This is a genomic window from Kribbella solani (assembly GCF_014205295.1).
Lineage (GTDB): Bacteria > Actinomycetota > Actinomycetes > Propionibacteriales > Kribbellaceae > Kribbella > Kribbella solani.
The window spans coordinates 3,494,175-3,512,622 of sequence record NZ_JACHNF010000001.1; the positions used below are offsets into that span (position 1 = coordinate 3,494,175).

The 18,448-nt window shown below is 65.1% G+C and carries 17 protein-coding genes; 5 read left to right on the plus strand and 12 right to left on the minus strand.

All coding sequences use genetic code 11. The features are described from left to right. Window position 1: 1 nt before the first annotated feature. On the minus strand, window positions 2-1,057 hold the full coding sequence (locus HDA44_RS15745) for an XRE family transcriptional regulator (protein WP_184835092.1): 1,056 nt from the start codon (window positions 1,055-1,057) through the stop codon (window positions 2-4). Window positions 1,058-1,580: 523 nt separating this feature from the next. On the opposite strand from HDA44_RS15745, the gene HDA44_RS15750 reads away from it, so the two are divergent. Continuing rightward, complete coding sequence (locus tag HDA44_RS15750; RefSeq protein WP_184835094.1) at window positions 1,581-2,324, plus strand: helix-turn-helix transcriptional regulator; 744 nt, start codon at window positions 1,581-1,583, stop codon at window positions 2,322-2,324. Between the two features lie 16 nt (window positions 2,325-2,340). After that, window positions 2,341-2,817 carry an NUDIX hydrolase gene (locus HDA44_RS15755; RefSeq protein ID WP_184835096.1) on the plus strand — a complete coding sequence of 159 codons (477 nt, stop codon included), beginning with the start codon at window positions 2,341-2,343 and terminating at the stop codon, window positions 2,815-2,817. On the opposite strand, the gene HDA44_RS15760 is transcribed toward HDA44_RS15755, so the two are convergent. Beyond that, a complete protein-coding gene (locus HDA44_RS15760; protein WP_238352462.1) occupies window positions 2,814-3,353 on the minus strand; it encodes an HD domain-containing protein in 540 nt (179 codons plus the stop codon). The two genes, HDA44_RS15755 and HDA44_RS15760, sit on opposite strands and share 4 nt — an antisense overlap. Window positions 3,354-3,399: 46 nt before the next feature. After that, entirely contained in the window at window positions 3,400-4,143 is a 744-nt protein-coding gene (locus tag HDA44_RS15765) for an XRE family transcriptional regulator (protein ID WP_202887384.1), read from the minus strand. Between the two features lie 167 nt (window positions 4,144-4,310). Between HDA44_RS15765 and HDA44_RS15770 the strand changes: the two genes are divergently transcribed. The 3 genes from HDA44_RS15770 to HDA44_RS15780 all read left to right on the plus strand — a co-directional run bounded on the left by HDA44_RS15770 (window position 4,311) and on the right by HDA44_RS15780 (window position 5,180). After that, on the plus strand, window positions 4,311-4,586 hold the full coding sequence (locus tag HDA44_RS15770; protein WP_184835100.1) for a hypothetical protein: 276 nt from the start codon (window positions 4,311-4,313) through the stop codon (window positions 4,584-4,586). Window positions 4,587-4,728: 142 nt separating this feature from the next. Then, on the plus strand, window positions 4,729-4,998 hold the full coding sequence (locus tag HDA44_RS15775; RefSeq protein ID WP_184835102.1) for a hypothetical protein: 270 nt from the start codon (window positions 4,729-4,731) through the stop codon (window positions 4,996-4,998). After that, on the plus strand, window positions 4,995-5,180 hold the full coding sequence (locus HDA44_RS15780; protein WP_184835104.1) for a hypothetical protein: 186 nt from the start codon (window positions 4,995-4,997) through the stop codon (window positions 5,178-5,180). The genes HDA44_RS15775 and HDA44_RS15780 overlap by 4 nt, the downstream gene beginning before the upstream one ends. A 138-nt stretch (window positions 5,181-5,318) precedes the next feature. Here the strand turns inward: HDA44_RS15780 and HDA44_RS15785 are convergent, their stop codons facing one another. From HDA44_RS15785 to HDA44_RS15825, 9 genes are all read right to left on the minus strand, one after another. Then, window positions 5,319-5,531, minus strand: a complete 213-nt coding sequence (locus HDA44_RS15785) for a helix-turn-helix transcriptional regulator (RefSeq protein WP_184835106.1) — start codon at window positions 5,529-5,531, stop codon at window positions 5,319-5,321. Then, window positions 5,518-5,856 carry a hypothetical protein gene (locus HDA44_RS15790; protein WP_184835108.1) on the minus strand — a complete coding sequence of 113 codons (339 nt, stop codon included), beginning with the start codon at window positions 5,854-5,856 and terminating at the stop codon, window positions 5,518-5,520. Before HDA44_RS15790 ends, HDA44_RS15785 begins: the two co-directional genes overlap by 14 nt. A 9-nt stretch (window positions 5,857-5,865) precedes the next feature. Next, entirely contained in the window at window positions 5,866-6,321 is a 456-nt protein-coding gene (locus HDA44_RS15795; protein ID WP_184835110.1) for a M78 family metallopeptidase domain-containing protein, read from the minus strand. A 544-nt stretch (window positions 6,322-6,865) separates the two neighbouring features. Further along, a complete protein-coding gene (locus HDA44_RS15800; protein WP_184835112.1) occupies window positions 6,866-8,152 on the minus strand; it encodes a hypothetical protein in 1,287 nt (428 codons plus the stop codon). Beyond that, window positions 8,136-8,483: a hypothetical protein gene (locus HDA44_RS15805; protein WP_184835114.1), complete on the minus strand. Its 348-nt coding sequence runs from the start codon at window positions 8,481-8,483 to the stop codon at window positions 8,136-8,138. Before HDA44_RS15805 ends, HDA44_RS15800 begins: the two co-directional genes overlap by 17 nt. A gap of 983 nt (window positions 8,484-9,466) precedes the next feature. After that, window positions 9,467-12,190 (minus strand): pPIWI_RE module domain-containing protein, encoded by a 2,724-nt coding sequence (locus tag HDA44_RS15810; protein ID WP_184835116.1) that lies wholly within the window; start codon window positions 12,188-12,190, stop codon window positions 9,467-9,469. 13 nt (window positions 12,191-12,203) lie between these two features. Then, the gene (locus HDA44_RS15815) at window positions 12,204-15,671 is read right to left on the minus strand and encodes a pPIWI_RE_Z domain-containing protein (protein WP_184835118.1); all 3,468 of its coding nucleotides are present in this window, start codon (window positions 15,669-15,671) and stop codon (window positions 12,204-12,206) included. Further along, window positions 15,664-16,728 (minus strand): pPIWI_RE_Y domain-containing protein, encoded by a 1,065-nt coding sequence (locus tag HDA44_RS15820; protein ID WP_184835120.1) that lies wholly within the window; start codon window positions 16,726-16,728, stop codon window positions 15,664-15,666. The genes HDA44_RS15815 and HDA44_RS15820 overlap by 8 nt, the downstream gene beginning before the upstream one ends. Window positions 16,729-16,763: 35 nt before the next feature. After that, entirely contained in the window at window positions 16,764-18,368 is a 1,605-nt protein-coding gene (locus HDA44_RS15825; protein WP_184835122.1) for a PD-(D/E)XK nuclease family protein, read from the minus strand. Between the last annotated feature and the right edge of the window lie 80 nt (window positions 18,369-18,448).

An 18,448-nucleotide genomic window follows, 5' to 3' on the forward strand; every position in this document is an offset into this window, starting at 1 on the left:
GTCAGCTCCTCTGGAGGTCGTTGAGGTAGGCAACGTATCGAATCGCGGTGTTCAGGCCGCGCGTGGACAGGAGGCGGCTGCGTGGATGCACGATGTCGTCGACCCCTGCGACGGCGAGTTGCTCGCAGCGGCGGTGGAACCAGGGCCAGGGGATGTTGAGATAGCTGGCGACCGCGGCCAGGCGGCGTTGTGGGGTCGACTCGGCGACCAGGGACTCCGCGGCGACCGAGGCTTCCACATCGCTGAATACTGACCGACGCGACGGAGGTGCGCTCGCGTCGACGTACCAAAGACCGGATCCGCCTAGCCAGTTCGCGACCATCGCGTCACCGGCGAGCACGAATCCTTCAACCTCCGCGTGCTCGGGCTCAGGGCTGAACTCGACGGTGATCCCGAAGACTTCCATCAAAGCCACCGCGAGCAGAAGAAGCACACGCTCGTACCGGGGCGACGCCGCCACGTCGAGTTCCGAGACGCGCAAGGCCCTTCGCATCTGCGGGAACCAGCGCGATGTACGGCGGAGGTACTCGTACTTGTGCCGCCACAACAGCCACGACGCCGCCTCCTCGCCGCGGTTCTCGCGCGTCCAGAAGAACGGCTGCCCCGACAACCGATCCAGGTTGCGCGTGATGTGGCGTGCGCAGAACCGTGACCCCAGCCACTGGCCGGCCACCGCGTTGAGCGTCGGAACCTCGCTCAACGCAACATCAGAGGTGCGGCGGCCGTCGTGATGGGCCAAGCGTCCTTGGCTGCTCACCAGTTGCGCGTCGTCGGCGAGCAGGGCGACATCGGTGTTCGTTGCCGCCCAGATGATGCCCGTCGTGAGGTCGTCGAGGAGTGCGGCCGTCGAGATCGGCTGCGGTCCCGTACGGCGGCCCGCGCGGTCGACGAAGCGGCGCCCGTCCAAGGCGTAGAACCGCCGCTCATGATCGACTGCGATGACCAAAGAGCGGCGGTCGGGCCGACTCAGTGGCGCGCCCGCGTCCTTGCCCGGGTCGACCAGTAGCCAGCCCTCCCCCGGCAACTCCACCTCGCGGTAGTGCGCGGCGATCCACACCCGCGTACGACCGGCCGCCCGGCACGCGCACCGTCTCTGACTGCGCGGCCGGCCAGTGATCGGTGGTGAGATCCAGGAGCGAGACCGGCTGTACCGGCAGTTGCTTCGTGGCGACCCGGCGCTTGTAGAAACCCAACTCCGACGGCTCCGACTTGCGCAAGATCGAGCACAGCGCCATCCGGACCTCAGCGGAGGGCCAGGTGTACCAGCCACACTCCCAGTCCGAGATCGACTTCGCGGTCACGAGCATCGTCTGTCCAGTCGCGCGGTAGATCTCGGCGCTGACCAGATCAGCAAGCTTTCCCTGCGACATCCCGCCACGCGCGGCGCGCAGCAAATCATTGCGCCGCCGCGGCTGCGTACTGCCCTCGAACGCGAAGCTCGGCCTGCCCGTCATGACCCTCCTCGGGAGTCTCAGGGCAAGCCTGCCCGCCACCCGCCGGACAGCGTCACGGCATAACGAGACATCTCCAGACGTCTTGGTTCAGCTCAAAATGTCCCGAAATGTCTTAGGTTAGGACTCGTGCCAAACGAACGACTGCGTGCCGCGATGGTGGAACAGGGCCTTACCCATCATGCACTCGCTGAGGAGCTCGGCGTCAACGTCAAGTCCGTCGAGCGCTGGGTCGTGGGCGCCATCGTCCCGTTCCCGCGCAATCGCCACCGCCTGGCGGTTCGGCTCAGTCGTGACGAATCGTACCTGTGGCCGGACGCCCTCACTCGGGACCGGGCCGCCGCGCTGGCCGAGAGCGAAGTAGTCCGCATCTATCCACACCGCGCGGACGTACCCGCGGACGAGTGGCGGCAGCTGTTCGAGGACGGCAACGAGGACATCGGCATCCTCGTGTACGCCGGGCTCTTCTTGGCGGAGGATTCGGGACTGCAGCGTGTGCTTCGGAAGAAGGGCAAGGCGGGCGCTCGCGTACGCATCTTGCTCGGCGATCCGGACGACGTACACATCGCCGAACGCAGCGAAGAAGAAGGCATCGGCGACGCCATCGCCGCAAAGATCCGCAACGCTCAAGTGCTGTACGGCGGGCTGCTGAGCGCACCTGGTATCGAGTTTCGCCTGCACCGTACCGTCTTGTACAACTCGATCTATCGCGCCGACGACCGACTCTTCGTGAACACCCACATCTACGGACTGCCAGCCGCGCAGGCACCGCTCTGGCAACTACGCAAAATCCCAGGCGGCGAACTCGCCGGCCACTACCTGGACAGCTTCGAACGAGTCTGGGCCGACGCAACCCCGATGACCGAATCCTGACGACAACGGAGTCCTGATGCCGCGGCGAATCGACTACTACGACGATCCGAACGCGCCCACCGCGAACAGCATGGTCCCGTCGGTCAACGTCGTGATCGAGAACGACGTCGGCGAGATCCTGATGATCGAACGCTCCGACAACGGCAACTGGGCACTGCCCGGCGGCGGAATCGATCTCGGCGAGTCGCTGTCACAGGCCGGCGTGCGCGAAACCAAAGAAGAAACCGGCATCGACTGCGAAATCCTCGACGTACTCGGCATCTACACCGACCCCAAGCACATCATCCTGTACACAAGCAACGGCGAAGCCCGTCAGGAGTTCTCGATCCTGCTGCGCGGCCGAGCAACCGGCGGTACGCCCACACCGAGCAGCGAGAGCACCCGAGTCCGCTGGATCGCCCAGACCGAACTCGACACCCTCCAGATGAACGCGACAATGCGCCGCCGGATCAACCACTACCTGGACCCCAACGCAACGCTCTACTTCGACTAAGCCGCCAAGCGGTGCTGCACGTTCAGTACCGCCGTACGTAGAGCTGGGCTCGATCGCTGCACCGAGCGGTGTACGACATGCTCACGCGGGTAACGGCTCAGGATCTCGTTCAACCGTTCCTCGACACCAACGGGAACACCGTCGACGGCTGATGTCAGATCGCAGTACGTCAACGCATCAAGCAGACTCCGATCTGGTACCGCGAACTCGCGCGCGAGATCCACAATCCCGCGCTCCTCAGCTTCGACGAGAGCGCCACTGTGATGAGCGACCAGCTGACAGAGGACTGGAGCGGCATCAAGTTCGTCCCGCAGGTACCTGGCGCCGTCGAGCGGATGAAAGTCGGCCGAGCACACCGCTGACGAATAGCCGATGTCGTGCAGGTAGGCCGCGACCACGATCAGCTCGGCGTCCATACCCAAGATGCCCGCCAAACCCCGCGCTCGTGCCGCCACACCTTGCGTGTGTGACCACCGTCGAGGCAACTCGTCGGCCAAGAGCCGACCAGCCAACAACTCTGCATCCGTCGCACTCATCACCCGCACGACATTACGACGGCCCACCACCACCGCAACAGCCTGGTCAGCCGACTGACTGCGGCGAACTCTTCGCCCAGACCGCCTCGAAGCTTGCCGCGTACGAGTCGAACATCTCGCTCTGGGCAGACTGACGGTAGTGATATACCGGCGATCGCGCCGCCGGAACCCCGTACGCATGCTGATTGACCAGCAGATCGCCATCCGAGCGATAGATCGAGTTGTACAAGACCGTGTCATGCAGCCTCAACTCGACTCCCTCCTCCCGCAACATCGGCCCGAGCAGAGCCAACGAGTTGCGGATCTTCGCGGCCATCGCCTCGCCGATCTCCTCCTCCGCTCCCCGCTCGATCACGTTCACGCTGTCGGGCGCTCCAAGCGCAATCCTGATGCGTACGGTGCGACTCTTCTCCCGGAGCAATCGCACAATCCGGGCGTCCTCCGCAAGGAACAGCGCGCTGTACGCCAAGATGCCGATCTCCGACTCGGCCGACTCGAAGAAGGACAGCCAGCCCTTCTGGCCGATGGTCGTACGGCGCGGGTAGATGCCGGCGATCTCGGCCGACGAGCGGCGCGACTCGGCGAGCTTCCGGAGCTCGGGCCAGAGGACCTCCTCGTCGACACCTAGCAGTTGGGTCAGCGCCGCGCGGCTATGCGGATGCGGCAAATTGCCGCGTACCCATCGGTCCGCGGTCTTCGGGTCGACGTGCAGCGTCGCCGCCAGGTCCTGCGCAGTGAGGTTCGCGCTGTACAGAGCGCGTCGGAGCGCCTCGTTCACTTCGATCGCCAACTCTTACCCGACAGTAGATGTCTGTAAATGTCTCTCGGAGGCTAGCATGAAATGTCCGTAAATGTCCTGGATCGCGGTTCTGCTGTCCGTGTCCTTGCGGCGAGGCTTGAGCCACGCTCGACAACGCCGTCGGGCGGTCAGTGAGTCTGATCGAGGGGACCGGATTGATGCGGCGCGGAGAGCTCTATCGGTATCGAGATCCGTCGGGAGTCAGTGGTACGGGCGTGGTCGCGCTGGTCGTCGAGTTCCCGCCGAACGAGGACGGCCGGCAGTGGGTAGCCGTCAAGTGGCTCGGGCCGCACCCGTGCATGACGTTCTGGCCGAGTGTCGACGACCTGCTCGAGATTCACGGGCACTTGGGCGCGTCGGAGATCCGGTGGATGGACCCTGACCCGTTCGATCCGGATGACAATCCAATGCTCGCCTACTCGGGTCGCCCCTAGACCGGCGAGGCCGGCGTGCGAGCCGCACCCCCGCGCCGGTCGCGCCTTCCAACTCCTCGTCGCATCCACCCGAGGACCTGTCCCTGCCACCGCTTCCCCTGTCGGTGGCAGGGCCAGCATTGTCTGTGCCCTGGAGGGCCCTGTGTACAAGGTCGACACCACCCCCGTCGTGCGGGTGCGAAGGCCTCCCAAACGAGAGCCGCCCGATATTCCTGCAGGCCAAGCATTGGCTCCGGACGATCTGCACAAGGGCGACAGGATTCACCACTTCGACTATGGCGACGGCACAATCCACGCCGTCACCGCCTGCTGGCTGCACATCACCTGGGACAACCCAGCCGAAACCCTCGACTATCACTCTCTAGGCATGGCGCGATTCCTCATACGGCTCGGCCCTACGGACGGCGCATGACCAGCGAACCACGTGATGACGGCCCGCTTTGCCGCGTACGCGCTTGGCTCGGCGAGTACCTCATTCTCGACTACGCCGGTGCGTCCGACGACGCGGAGAAGTTCGCGGACACCGTACGCGCACAACATAGGCGCCTGATCGTGACTATCGAGCCAGTCGCAAACCCAGCCAACAAGCGCTGAGATCCCGGCCAGAACACCAACTACTCGCGGCATCAACCGCGCAGTCACCGGCATCCCGCGGGCGGTGATCCACGCCAACATCGGCCGGCACGGGGGCGACTCAGGCGCTGTCCTCGTCGCCATGTCGCGAGGCTCGCTTCATCGGTCCCATCGCTCGTCAAGCAGATGATCGTTGAGTTCGGCGAACCAGGCGATCACGTCGCTCGCCCGGTACCGCAGGTGCCGACCGACCTTCTTTCCCCGCGGCCCATACCCCAACGTCCGCCAGCGATAGAGCGTCCGCTTCGGGATGCTCAAGTACGCCGAGACCTGATCGACGTCCCACAACGGATCTGCATCAGGTACCGGCATCAGAACCTCCAAGCCTCTCCCCCGCAGCAGCACGGCGCTCCCGCTCCGACTTCACAACCCGCCGCAGCTCACCAACTGACCAGCCAAGAATCTCCGCCGCTGCCTCAGCAGAGCGGCAGACGCGAGCCAGCTCGGCCGTCTCGGCCGCCCACCTCGCCTCGGCCTCCGCCAGCCGCTCGTCGTACCGCTCAATCGCGACCGCCTTCGCCTCGATCGCCCGGTCCAGTGACGCCCGTGCCCTGAGCGTCCGACCCGTTGCGGTCTCGATCCGCGCCTGACGTTCACGCGCCCGCCGCAGCGCGGCGACCCGCTCGCTCGCTCCCATGTCGAGACCTCACCGCGCCGGACCATCGAGATCCGGCATCAGGAACGCTGAATCGAGCGGCCGAGCCGGCACCGGACCGAGAGTCGTCCGATCGTTCTTCAGATACCGGTCAGTCGAGTCGATCAGCCGCCTCGCCACGTTGACGACCCGAGCACCGGTCGCCTTGATAGCACTCGCAGGGTCCTCCGAATCGACCTGCCGCGCCCACTCCGCGAGGTACTCGAACGATGCGGCACCAGTAGGTAGACCATGATGCGCCAGGACCACGTACGCGACCGACTCCGCCTCCACCTCGCGAATCCCACCCCACATCTCAGCGCCCCTGTCCTCGCCATCCCTGACCAGGCCGAGGCCCGCCCGCAAGGCGGCCGGCGAATGCAACCGGACATGCGCGAGTTCGTGTACGAGCCGCGCGACCGCCCGGAAATCGTCAAGGTGATCCGCGATCACAATCCGCTTGGCCACATGATCAGTCAGACCTTCGTACATATCACCGGCCGGCCTCACATCGACGGTAAAGCCATCCGCCGCCGCCTCGCGAACCACGGCGGCCCACACGCCCTTAGCCACTGACCTATCTGCGGCAACAGGTGCGCGAGGAAGCCAGATCGGCGGGCCAACGGTTTGAGTCACGTCGAACACAGCACTGACCCCGAAGCCGATCACCTGGTGGTCGACCAGACCCCTGGCTGGCTGCAGGCTCGTCGCCGGTGTCGTCCGTGCGTGAACCGGCTTCAAGATCCGGATCGCCTGGGTTGTATTCACGCGACGCCCGAGCTTGTTCCAGGTACGCCAGTGCGCGACCCAACTCGCCTGCGGCATCTGCAGATTGATCAACACGACATTGCCAAAGCCGTACGCCGGAAACACCGCCGCAGCGTCCAACCACCTTGCCCAGTCAGATCCCGACGCCAACTTGCTCACTTCTGCATCGAGTACCCGATGAAGATCCTCCGCGCCCACCTGTCCCTTGCCCACAGCAACCTCCCGCTCAGATCGGTTGCCCTGTTCAACGTCCAGGCTCGGCGAACTCCCATCCTTGATCGTCAATCCCGGACAAATCCAAGTCCCGGAACCGCGCCGGCATCCGCTTCATCGGCTCAATTGCACTGCGAGAAACAGCAGCCGTTCCCGCAAGGCGCCGCGCAACCCCGCTAGCCGTCTCCAGATGATCGACAAACCTCGCCAGGTCATCGATCACATCGCTGAAACAGGTCATGCGATCCGTACGCACCCAGTAGGGCTGCAGCAAACGTGCCCCACCGGTCGGACGCCGAAGATACGTCAACTCAACTCGCGCCGCGTCCGACCGCGGTACGAACAGCCGACCCGACCAAATCATCCGATGAACCGTCCGTTCCAAATGCCGCGCGACCTGCACCGCTGCCCAGAGCAGCTCGTCAGCCGCGTCCATCAGCTCAGCCGACCTCCATTGACCATCGCCGAGCACTCGGTCGACTACGCCCTTGAGATCGAGGAACGCCACCTCATCAGGCGAATCGCTCCGCCTGCCAAGATCAGACAAGCGCCGCCGCAAGTCCGCATCAACCCGAACCGCAGCACCGTCGAGGCTCCCCAACGCCTGACGCAGACTCTCCAGCTCAACCCGCTGTTCGAGATCGAGGCCGGAAGAACGCGCCGACAACAACAGGCTGGCGACGTACCAACCCTGGCCGCCGATCGTACGCAACTGCGCCGTCGTGGACCGCAAATCCCGAGTCAACACCACCTCATGGGAAACCTCAGCATGCGCACGTTCCCATCGAGCCGCCCTCGCACCAACCATCGAAAGCGCACCACCCACAGGAGCCGGCCCCGCGGCAAGGACGCCGATGCCACCAAGCCCAGCGCCACGTACGTCAGCTCGCGCGATCTCGGTCAACTCCCGCATAACCCGTCGCAACCGCGACGGCCCCCGAGCCCGGACCCTCACGCTGCGCTCGACGACTCGCGCCCCCATCAACGCGACCGCCGCAACCTCAGCCGCCGCCGCAACCCGATCCTCGCGATCGCTCAAGACAACCGCAGACAACGAATCCTGAACCGCAAGCAGATCCGCGCCTGCCCCGATCGCCTGCGCCAATCGACCCAGACAATTCTCCGACCGCTCAACCGCCGCCGGCCCTCCCGCCCCTGCCTTGAGACACACGCCCAGCCGACACAGATGATTCCGAGTCGCAGCTAGAACCGCATCCCAATCAGCCAGCACCTCGGCCTGATCCACGTACACCCCACGCTGGGCGCTGACGGCAATCCGCCTCGCCGTACGCAACAAATCCTCATACGTCGCCCGCATCGCGGACCCTCCGCACATCAGCCGCCGCCGTACGCACCGCATCCCCCAGCGCCAACCGCCAACTCAAGTCCTCGATCGACACCTCAATCCGATCAACCAGCCCCGCCGCCTCCTCCAACAGCGCCACCGGATCACCATCAACATCCCCCTCGTACCGCACATACGGCACAATCCCCAACAACTCACACAACCGATACCGACTAAACGCCGTCAAAGCCCAACGCCCATCCTCCGCCCCCACCTCAAGCCCCTCAACAACCGCCTCAGCCCGCCCCACCAACTCAACAACCCGCCGCCGCACCTCGTCGCGATCCGCCGCCTTGCCGTCCATGCTGCCTCCATTGGCCCCCCGTATCCGAAGCCCAGGAACGTTCGCCCTGTGCATACAGCCTCAACGGATGCCGGGGACAACTTTGTCCGTCTAAGTCCACTACGCACCCCTCGAAGATTGTGTAGATCTCTTCCAGCCTGGCGGGGCCTTGGCACAGAACCCTGGATATCGCTTCTGACCTGCAGTTTTGTCTCTCATCGACGATCAGCAGTTGTCAGCGTTTCGCAGCCTCTCACGGAGCTGTGACGGAGCAGGACCTTGCCTACAGCAACAGTCTGATCGTCGCAGGCATGGCGCACCGGATCTCACATCCCCGACAACCAAAGGGTCGCCTACCTTGTCCACGACCTCCTCTGGCAGGGACTGCGGGCAGACAGTGCCGGATCCGGTGCGCCCGCCAGCACCGACTGCAGCATTGGCCTGAGCGGGCGGCTCGATCGCGAAACAACGGTTACGCCTGACAGGTCTGGGCGACCGACAGGAGCAGCGCCTGAGAGCAATCGCCTCGCTATGGCTCGGACTCCGTTCATTCATCGAAGTAGTAGCGAGGCGCAGGAGCGGTACCCCTAACCTCGCTTTACCATGCCAGCCTTCTCGTCGATTCGCATCACCGGTCGAAAGTTGCCGTTGACCTGCTAACTCTCCAATGGAGAGTGCTCGTTGTGTACTGGCGCTACTCAACCCGTGTCGTTCATTCCGATGAGTAAAACCCTGAGTCCTCCGACATGCCGGCAGCTTTGCGCCACGCCGGGCGTTACCTGCGTCCGGCAGTCATTACTCCCTTGGTGACGCCGACAAACTGCCTGATGTCAGCTGAATCGCTGGCCGCAGGCGCCAGCTTTGTTCTTGGCCGAGCGGAGGAGACGAGACACGCGCTCGACACTGTGCAGTTGGAAGTTGGTGCGAACGCTGTCGGTTCCTCGCTGCGCAACAGCTCATCGGAGGCTGCTCACCGAGTTGATCTCAGGCACAGCACCATTCCATCAGTTACCGCCCGGGGCTTCCGACGAGGCTTCGTCATCGTGCGGGAGGAGGTACATCTGAGTCTTTCGCGCCAGGTGCAGCGGTAGCGGCAGCGCCAGCGTTGATCGCCGGTCCGGGGCCCGACGCAACTGGTGGACCAACGCGGCCCATTGCTCAGTCTCCCCTGGACCGTCGGTCGGCAATGCGGCCACAGTGATTTCCAGCAGGCCGGGGTTCGAGGCGTTGCGTCCAGTGTCGATGACCACCGCGCCGACCTTGTTGATCCGGGTCGCCAGCTTCGAGGCATCGACCGCTGCATTCTTCGCGGTGTCCGCCTTCTCCGCGGAGCTCAGGAATACTCGGTCACCGGCTTGATGATCCGCGTCGAGCCACACGCCCGTCGCAATGCCGTGATGGCCGTCTTGCTGGTCGATCGCGTACCACTGGGACGTCTCGTCCTGTTGCTTGTCGCGGACCCGCACGTGACACAGCCGATCGCCGTACAAACCGATGTCCTGCCCCGGACCGGAGGAGAACCCCAGGAGATCCTTCTCGAGACGACCGTTTTGTAGCCACGTCCACAGCGGGCGGGAGTTCTGCGCGTGTGTCAGGAGCAGCACCCGGCGATCGCGGAGGCTGTAGAGCATGGCTTTGACGAAGTTCTCCGCATCAGCCTGCTGTGTCGCCAGATCGGGCACCCAGGTCGTGTCAGGCTCCTCCTGGTCGAACTGCCCGGGGATCTCCGCGGACCGGGCCAGGTCCAAGAGCAACTGGCGATGTGGAATCCACCGACCGCTTCGCCGGTCGAATCCGGTGGCAAACCCGTTCTGGTCCACTTTGATCGCGATCGGAACCGTCTGGCGTTTCCCGGTTGGTCCGTCAGCCCGGCGCTTCACCATCCACAGAGCGACGTACTCGAGGTCCTCCGGGAATCCCGACAGGCTGTGGACGGGGACGACGGAAGTGCCCATCTGCCGGAAGACGTCACGCCAGGCCTGCGCGGCCCTGATTGTGACGCTCTTCGCGCCCGCGTTCTTGTACTTGCCGCTGGGTACCTGTACGAACTTGGTCAGCCGCCCGGCGTCGGCAAAGCCCAAACGTACGGCGAACTTCGGATCGGTCAGCGGCAAGAACGACTTCGCGTGGCCGATCTCCACGACAGTCGCCAGGACTCCCGACCGGCCGTCGCCGGCGCATTCCGACCGTACGGCGTTCCGGCGACACTTGATCGCTTCGCTCAATGTCGCCCGTCGCGGCTTGGGGCTGGCGAACTCGAGCGGAGAGACAATTTCGCCGGCCTCAGTGAGATGCAACTGCACCGAGAGCTCTGCTGACTGCCACGCACGGATGATCCCGTCCCCACCGGATCCCTCCAGGCCCAGCACGTCGGCCAGCTGAGCGACGAGCGCGTCGCGGGTTCGGGGATGCTGCCACCGGGCTTCGAGGATCAAGGGTTCACCTGCGAGCAATTCGCTCAGCCGGCACCGCAGCGCCGTCGAGCGTTTGGCTACTTGCTCGGCCTTGAACGCGTCCTTCCGTTCCTGTGGCCACGCGCTGTTCGCGGTCTTCGGCAGATTGAGCGGAACCGTCGAGTGAACCGTCGGCCGAAGATCCGGAACGCGACGCAGGAACGGGACCAACGCATCCACGATCCAGTCGTTCAACGGGGCCCTGTCCCGTGCCATCAAGCCGGCACCGACACCGTGCTCCCCCATGTGCGTCGAGTGCACCACAGCTGCCCGGAGACCGGCCGTCTCGTCGATCCACGTGTCCGGAGCCTGACGGAGTACCTCGGGATCAGGGAACGAACGGGCGAGGCTCAACCGGCTGAGCATTCCCTCCGGCCCTCCCTGCAGCCACCGATTGGTCTGCGTCCGGTAGTCCTTGATCATCCTGCTGACACTGAGCCGGTCCGTTGGCGGCGCGCCTCGCAACCAGGAGTCCTCGTGCGCGAGCACGACGGAGACTCCCGTGCGGTACGGCATCGGTACAGCGCCGCCAGTTCGCCACCGCCGGACGCCGGTCCGGACGTGCAGCCGGAAGTCGTCCCGGAAGGGGATCGTCTGCACGGTCACAGAGATGACGAAGGAGAAGAGCCATTCACCATCCTCGTCATGATGTGGCCGCGGCGGCCACGACACCAGCTCAGCTCCGCGCGCGGTCGAGGCGATACGAAAGGACAGCTGAACCCCTTCAAACGTGTACGGCTCGAGTCTCACCACCTGTTGGGCGATGACGTCCGGGAGGAGCTGGTAGAGGCGCCGATGCGGATCTGCTGTGTCTCCGAGGGTGATGTCGCGTCCCAACAGATCGACGTCTGTCGGCTGCCACTCGAGCTCGTCCACGCCCAACGCCTCGTCTAGCGCGATCGCCGCATCGAGAAGCTCTGGATACTCCTCTCGCTGTCGTGGCGTGTGAAGGTCCCGGATCCAGGCACGGACCAGCTGCAGCAGAAGGCCGCGCGGGAACCTCTCCCGGGCGTACAGCCAGGGCTCGTCGTCGGCAACGGTCGCGCTGCGAGCCACACAGACCAGCTGCGGAGCAACGGCGCGCAGGACTTCGTTGAGTCTCTTGATCGGCACTTGGTGGAGATTGTCCGGGTTTGTCCTGCCGATCCGGTAGAAGTCGAGCAAGTCTTTTCGCCAATGGTCCGGGAACGTCAGGCTCTGGAACTCCTGCACAAACCGGTCGCCAGCCCGGTCCGGCTCGAACGCGGACAACCGGATCGCCGAGTATCTGGGCATAGCGTGCTCCGTATCACCGAGGAAACAATTGAGACAAAGCCGAATGGAGGGGGGCATAGAGGGTGCCTACAAGATGGCGGTCGAGCGGTGACACGCCGCTGGCGTTGTCAGGATCGAAGTACGGGTCCAGAACTTCGCGCATGGACACCAGCAGACTGGAGTCCCTGGTGTCAGGCAGATCAGATCCTTCCGCGGCACGTTCGGCGAACGGTGCGTCGACGAAGACCACGCGGGCTGGTACGCCGCCACGGACGAGGCGCCCGACCACCTGCCAGATCACCACTAGCTGGTCCCACGTGAAGCTGACCCTCTCGGTCGGTGACAGCCGTCGCCAGACCACCGGTTGACTCAACAACTGGCGCCATCGTCGCCTGGCCCCGGTACGGAACTGCCGTCCCACGACGTCCAGGTCTCCGGCAGGTTCGACCTGATCCGCGAATTCCGGGGACCGGACGCGCCGCGAGGCCCAGTCGTTGATCGCCTGGATGGCGAGGCCGATGTCGTCCGGCCGCGGGTGCGGGCGAGCGAGAAAGATGGCCGAGCCGATGGCTGCGACCCCGCCGTCGAGGATGTTGTGCCCGCGCTCGACTGCCAGCAGCGGCGCGACGAGCAGCTCGGTATTCGTGGCGGCGAACTCCGCCACGTCACCTCGGGCCAGGGACCGTACCTCCTCGCCCGGTCCCGCGATTCGATGATCCTGCTCAGCATCATCCGGTACCAGCCTGCAGACGTTGCCCTCCCAGCGCGGGATGCGAGCAAGGATCGTAGCGGCCCGGCGCGCCTCGTCGTACGATCCGGTCAGCACCAGCAGACGGCGACGACGTGGATCTTCGATGGCAGCGAGCTCCTGCTCGAAGGGACTGGGGGTCCCGTCGGCACCGCGTTTGGCCAACTGGTTGAGCATCTGCTCCAGGAAAACTGGTCGCAGGTGCGGCTTCGCGCCGGACAACTTCAACGGCCGGCCGTCCTGCTGCAGGAAGCGCGTCGTGAAGACCGACCGGCCAACCGCCTCCAACTCTTCGCTGCGCGGCGTCAGCAGCGCTCCGACCTCGGAGAGAATGTGGTACCGCGTCGATGTCCCGGCCCAGCTTGTTCCCGACATCAGCAAGACATTCGGCGCCGGCAGCCCATCTGCCAGCGTCAACTCGGGCAGCTGGAGCAGCAGTTCCCGCCCGTTGCCGGCGCAGCGGAAGAACCGAAGTTCTCCGCTTCGCGAGTCGACCTTGCTTTCGCTGTCAGGGATGAACTGGAAGCCCAGGATGTTGCCCATCGGCGACTCGGGCACGAGCGGCCGGTAGTCGTCGGGCGGGCGACGGGCGAGCACGTTGCTCGAGGCAGGAAAATCGAGCGCAGCCTCGACTGCGGGCCACAGGTCCGTGAGCAGGTCGAGACGCGTGTGCAGTGCGGACAGGATCAACGTGAACTCGAACCGCAACGCTTGCTCCGACATTCTTTGCGTCGTGAGGTCGGCGTCCCTCCCGGCGCTTGTCAGCAGCTGAACCAGTGCTGGTTCGACGAGGCTGCGAGAGTCGCGCGTCCGAGTGGTGTGGAGCAGTCTGCGGGTCAGGCGGACCAATGCATCCACCCGTTCATCGGCGTGCTCGCGCTCACCGAGTGGGTCGTCCCGGAACTTGTCCAGCACCGAGGTGAGATTCGTTCGCGCATCCGAAGACTCCGGCTGCGGCTCTGCTCCGTTCTCCTCGTCACCAAGTGACTGACCGATTTCGTCGTCCCACGCCGGACGATCTGCCTGCGGTGTATCCGCCGCGTCGGCTTCGTACTGCTCACCGAACCACTCGTCGAGCAGCTTGTACTGCAATGTCCATGGGTTGAAGTAGTCGGCCTCGACCCAGTTCCGCAGATCCCGATTTCGAAGCAACATGTGATAGATCCGGTCAGCAGCTGCCGCGACAGTGTGCAGTGCGGTTGTCCACCGCATCACCGTATCGTCGGACAGTTGGAGTCTCCCTTGCTCGGCCAGTCGGGCGATCTTGTGCTGCTGGATCTCGTCCAGCCACGAGTTCGGTGACCTGCCGATGAGGACTGCGGCCGGCGCGAACATGCTGTCCAGCTGCTGCTGCACCCTGTCCACCTCGTCGACCACGATCAGATCGCTACGCCGGCAGGCGGTCTCGAGATACCGGACGCGCTCCCCGTTCTGGTGTGCAGGTACGGCGCTGTGCACGAGCCCTGCCGGAGTCGCGACCCAGATGTCCGCGCCGACGAGTTCGCGCGCGGCATGGTGCCGAGGACAGCGCTGCCAGAGCGGACAGCCGTGACGCTGACGTCCGTTCGGTCGCGGAACTGTCTGTTCCTCTGCGAGCACGGTGAGACTGCGCGGAGGGACACGGACCGCGGGATAGAGCTGCACACAGGGCGAACTCGAATAGCGCAGCGGCACCGCAGCCTCCACCCCACGCAGAGCGTCGAGCGGACACGCCGTACTGAGGTAGTCGAAGCCCGGGGCATCCTGATTCAGCAGTGGGCCGTCGATCGCGGCAGACCGTCGGTGCAGCCGTTGCAGGTGCTGCTCGCGGGTTGTTGCCCCGAGCACCGGCGCGGCCCGGAGCCCGAGTTCGGTGAAGAAGGCCACCAGTCGCAGGGCTTCGGCGACATCCCCGACCACCAGCGTGGTTCGCATCCCACGGCGTGCGGCCCAGACGGCCAGAATGTCTCGCAGGGTGCTCTTGCCCGCACCAACCATGCCGATGAGGTGGAGCATCCGATCCACCGTCAGGATCTTCGACTTCTCGAACTCCTCGGTGCCCCGGACGAACAGCTCGCACCGTCGTAGACGCTGGGACCACAGATCGTTCGCCGGCTGTCCCGGCGCGGCCAGCGTGTTGTCGATCCACTGTGCCGTTGCGAGCAACTCGTCCAGGTCGACCCGCAGCGGTTTCCCGCCTTCGCGTGGCCCCTCGGTGAGATCATGACCTCGCGCTGCACCGCCCGGCAATTCTGGTGGCAGGATCACCGAGCTCCAGCTCTTCTCCTCGCTGAAGCGCCAGGACCCTGCTGTTGCCAGCGGCAGATCCCTTGTCTGATAGGGCGGCGCCGAACTCAGCGCGTTCTCATAGGCGGCCCACCGACCGGCCGCGATCGACGGCCTGCGGGGCTCAGCGGGGCGATTCTGACCGACGATATCGTAGCCTCGCACCACCGGATCCAGGTCGACATACTCGTCGATCGCCTGCATCCAGCTGCGCGGACGCCGCAACGGCCAGAGCAGCATGCGTGCGATCCGCAAGATCCGTGCGGCATCGTCGGTCGGCACGTATCCGGCCAAGGCAGCGAACGGATAGCCACCGAACAGCACCCAGCCCGCACCGACCGGCTGATCCGGCGTCAGTCGCCGCATCAGATAGAGCCCCAGTTCCACCTCGCACAAACGGGCGGCCGTCCTCGCAGGCTCCGGCGCCTCAGACAGAGCACGAATCAGCTCCGGCAGCAGGTCGGCTGTCCAACTGGTTCGGTTACGCATGGGTTCCCTTCCAGACCGCCTTCGCCTCACGAACGAATGCCCGATGTCCCCAGATCTCCAGATCCGGCGTTGCTCGTAGCGAACGCCGCGCGATCCGCACGTAGGACCGCCGGGCTTTGAGGCGATGATCCGGCACCACAACGAACGCGCGGTCGTACGGCGGGTCGCTGTCGAGGCTCCTCGTGTTCCGGCCGAGGAGCGCCGGATTCGCCCAGTCTTTGACGTCCACCGCCCAGACCTGGCCGTCAGGCATGGTGATGCGCAGGTCGTAGGCGTCGTAGTTCGGCCACAATTCCGGCTCCATGACGGCCAGGTCAGCAGCGAGCGCCAACTCGGCCCGCCCCGGCATGGTCACGAAGAGGCGCAGTGGCCGGGTCAGCAGCCGCACTCCACCGCCCTCATCCACTGGATAGGTGGTTCCGGGACGAATGGTGCCAGCAACACGGCATCGCGGATTTTCGCACCACCACAAGCCGTCGTTGGTTGGTACCAGCAACAACTCGCAGCATGAGCAGGCCGCAAAACTCGAGTTGCGCTGCAATCCGTCAGGTGCCGGAAGGTAGACCCTCTCCAGCAACCCATCGACCGGAGTCAGCTCGGGGTGCAAAGCGATCTCCGACAGCTTCGCCTCCGAGAGCACCGGATGCTCGATCAGGAGCCGCCGGAAGGCGACGTACGACGCCGGGCGCCCGGCTGATCTGCAACTGTCCAATGCACTGTGGATCAGCGCCCGGTCGATCTGCTCGACGGCAGCGTCGGGCGCATCAACGGCCCACTCGTAACAGAGATCGGTCGGCACCCATGCTTCGGGATCGATCAGTAGGTCGTCCGGATGTGCCAGGTCAGCCGGGAGATCAAGCGGCCAGTCGACGACCGGCCGCTCACGGCACCACGCGAGTAGCTCAGGAACCGAAAGAGGCGGCTCCGCACCCCGCAACAGACATGCGAGCACGGTCCGATCCAGAGCGCGCTGCACCTCGGGCGGGTAGGGCAGCCTGAACAGGCCCGGGTCCTCGATCTGGTCGAGATCGATGACGGCGCCAGCGACGGTACGCAAGAGGGTGACACCTTCATGCGGCGCTTCGATGACATTCACTGTTCTTGCTCCGCTCTCGGGAGCTGCCGTTCTGGGCACCATCGGGAGTACTCGCATCGGTCGCAGTGATCACCCGGTCGGGCTTGCGCAGTCGTGTCCGCGTGCCAGGGACCGGCGTACTGCCGGACGATTGCCCGGGCACGACCGATGACATCGGGACGCGTCGGCTGGATCAGTTCGAGGTCAGAGCCACCCGGTCGCAAGATCTCGAGCTCCACGCGCGACCTTCGCGGTTCGTCACCCAGCAGACCTTCGGCGAGAATCAGTACGGCGAGAGCAACCTGGGGGTAGGTCTCCATCAGGTCAGCGCCGACCCGCGGAGATCGATAGGTGGTCGTCTTAACCTCGCGCCACACCCAGCCGCCGCGATCCTGGTAGAGGAGATCAGGTGTTGCGATGACGACGGCGTTCGCCCGCGGGTCGTAGACGGTGAGCTGACGCTCGGAACGCACGCTGTCCGGATCCGAATACCGGAGTGGACAGACAGCCGCGTGCATCGCGATCATCGCCGCGCCGCGTTCGGCCTCGCGGCCGGACACCGACCATCTGCCTCCGATCCAGTCCGACGGATCCGGAGGAACATCCCCGGTGGTGCACTGGACTCTGGGCGTCCGTTCGTGAAGTTGTTCGATCCAGGCATGAACCGCGCGCCCGCGGACGACAGCTCCGCTGTTCTCGATCGACTTGTCCGACGGCAACCGAAGCTGCCGGAAGTGCGCCTTCGCGGGGCACAGACTGTGCAGGCGGAGATCGGTGACCGAGACGGTTCGCCGGGCGCGGTTGGGCTCGTCGACACCGAGGATCCCAGGACTCTTTGTCAGCGCCCCGCACTCACCGGTCAGCGAACAGTCCTTGCAGCTGGCTCCCGGCCGGCGTTCTGTGGCCTCCACCGACCGCCGCAGCGCCGGAGCCGCGTACTGCTCGTACTGCACCCGGGCATCCTCTGGCGTCCCGTCGAAGAGGACCTCAGGCTCACCACCGAGGCAGCCGAATTCGACCACCCGGACCCTCCGCGGCTGGGGAAAGGCCTGCACATCATGCGCTTGTCCGTACCGCGGTCGGTCGGCACGCCCTCCGAACGCGACGACGTACGCCGCCATGGCGACCTGCGCGAGATCACGCACGCGCCGACCGGCCGCACCGAAGGTCAGCAGCCGCAACTCCCGCACGCTTGCGTCGAGCGAGGCGTACCCCCGCCCCCAGGCCCGCAACTCGTAGAGATCGTCAGACCTGACCTGGCGGACCCACAACTTAGGGTCAGGAACCAACGCAGGGGTGACCGGTGAACTCGAGGCGGCGGAGAGGTAGTTGGCGACAGCCTCCTCGACGAAGCGTCGATGCCCGACATGCACAGGTCTGCTCGACTTCTCGCGGGCCTCCCCGAACTCGATCCGGTCCAGTTCGGCCATCACCGGCCCCAGCGCGAAGCCTTCGAGGTCGCGCGCGGACGAGACCCTTCTCGGCAAGCGAAGTGCCGGGCGCGCCTTGACCGCGCACAACAGCGGGCAGTCTTCAGCGCTCTCCTCGGCCGCTCCTGCGAAGACCCTGATCAGCCGCGCCGATCCGGTCGCGCCCGCCGGTATCGGCCAGTCCGTAGCCATGCACTCAGTGAAGCATTCTCTGTGAACAATGTCCACACGAACCATCTGATTGATATGCTTCACAGAGGTGCGGACGGGAA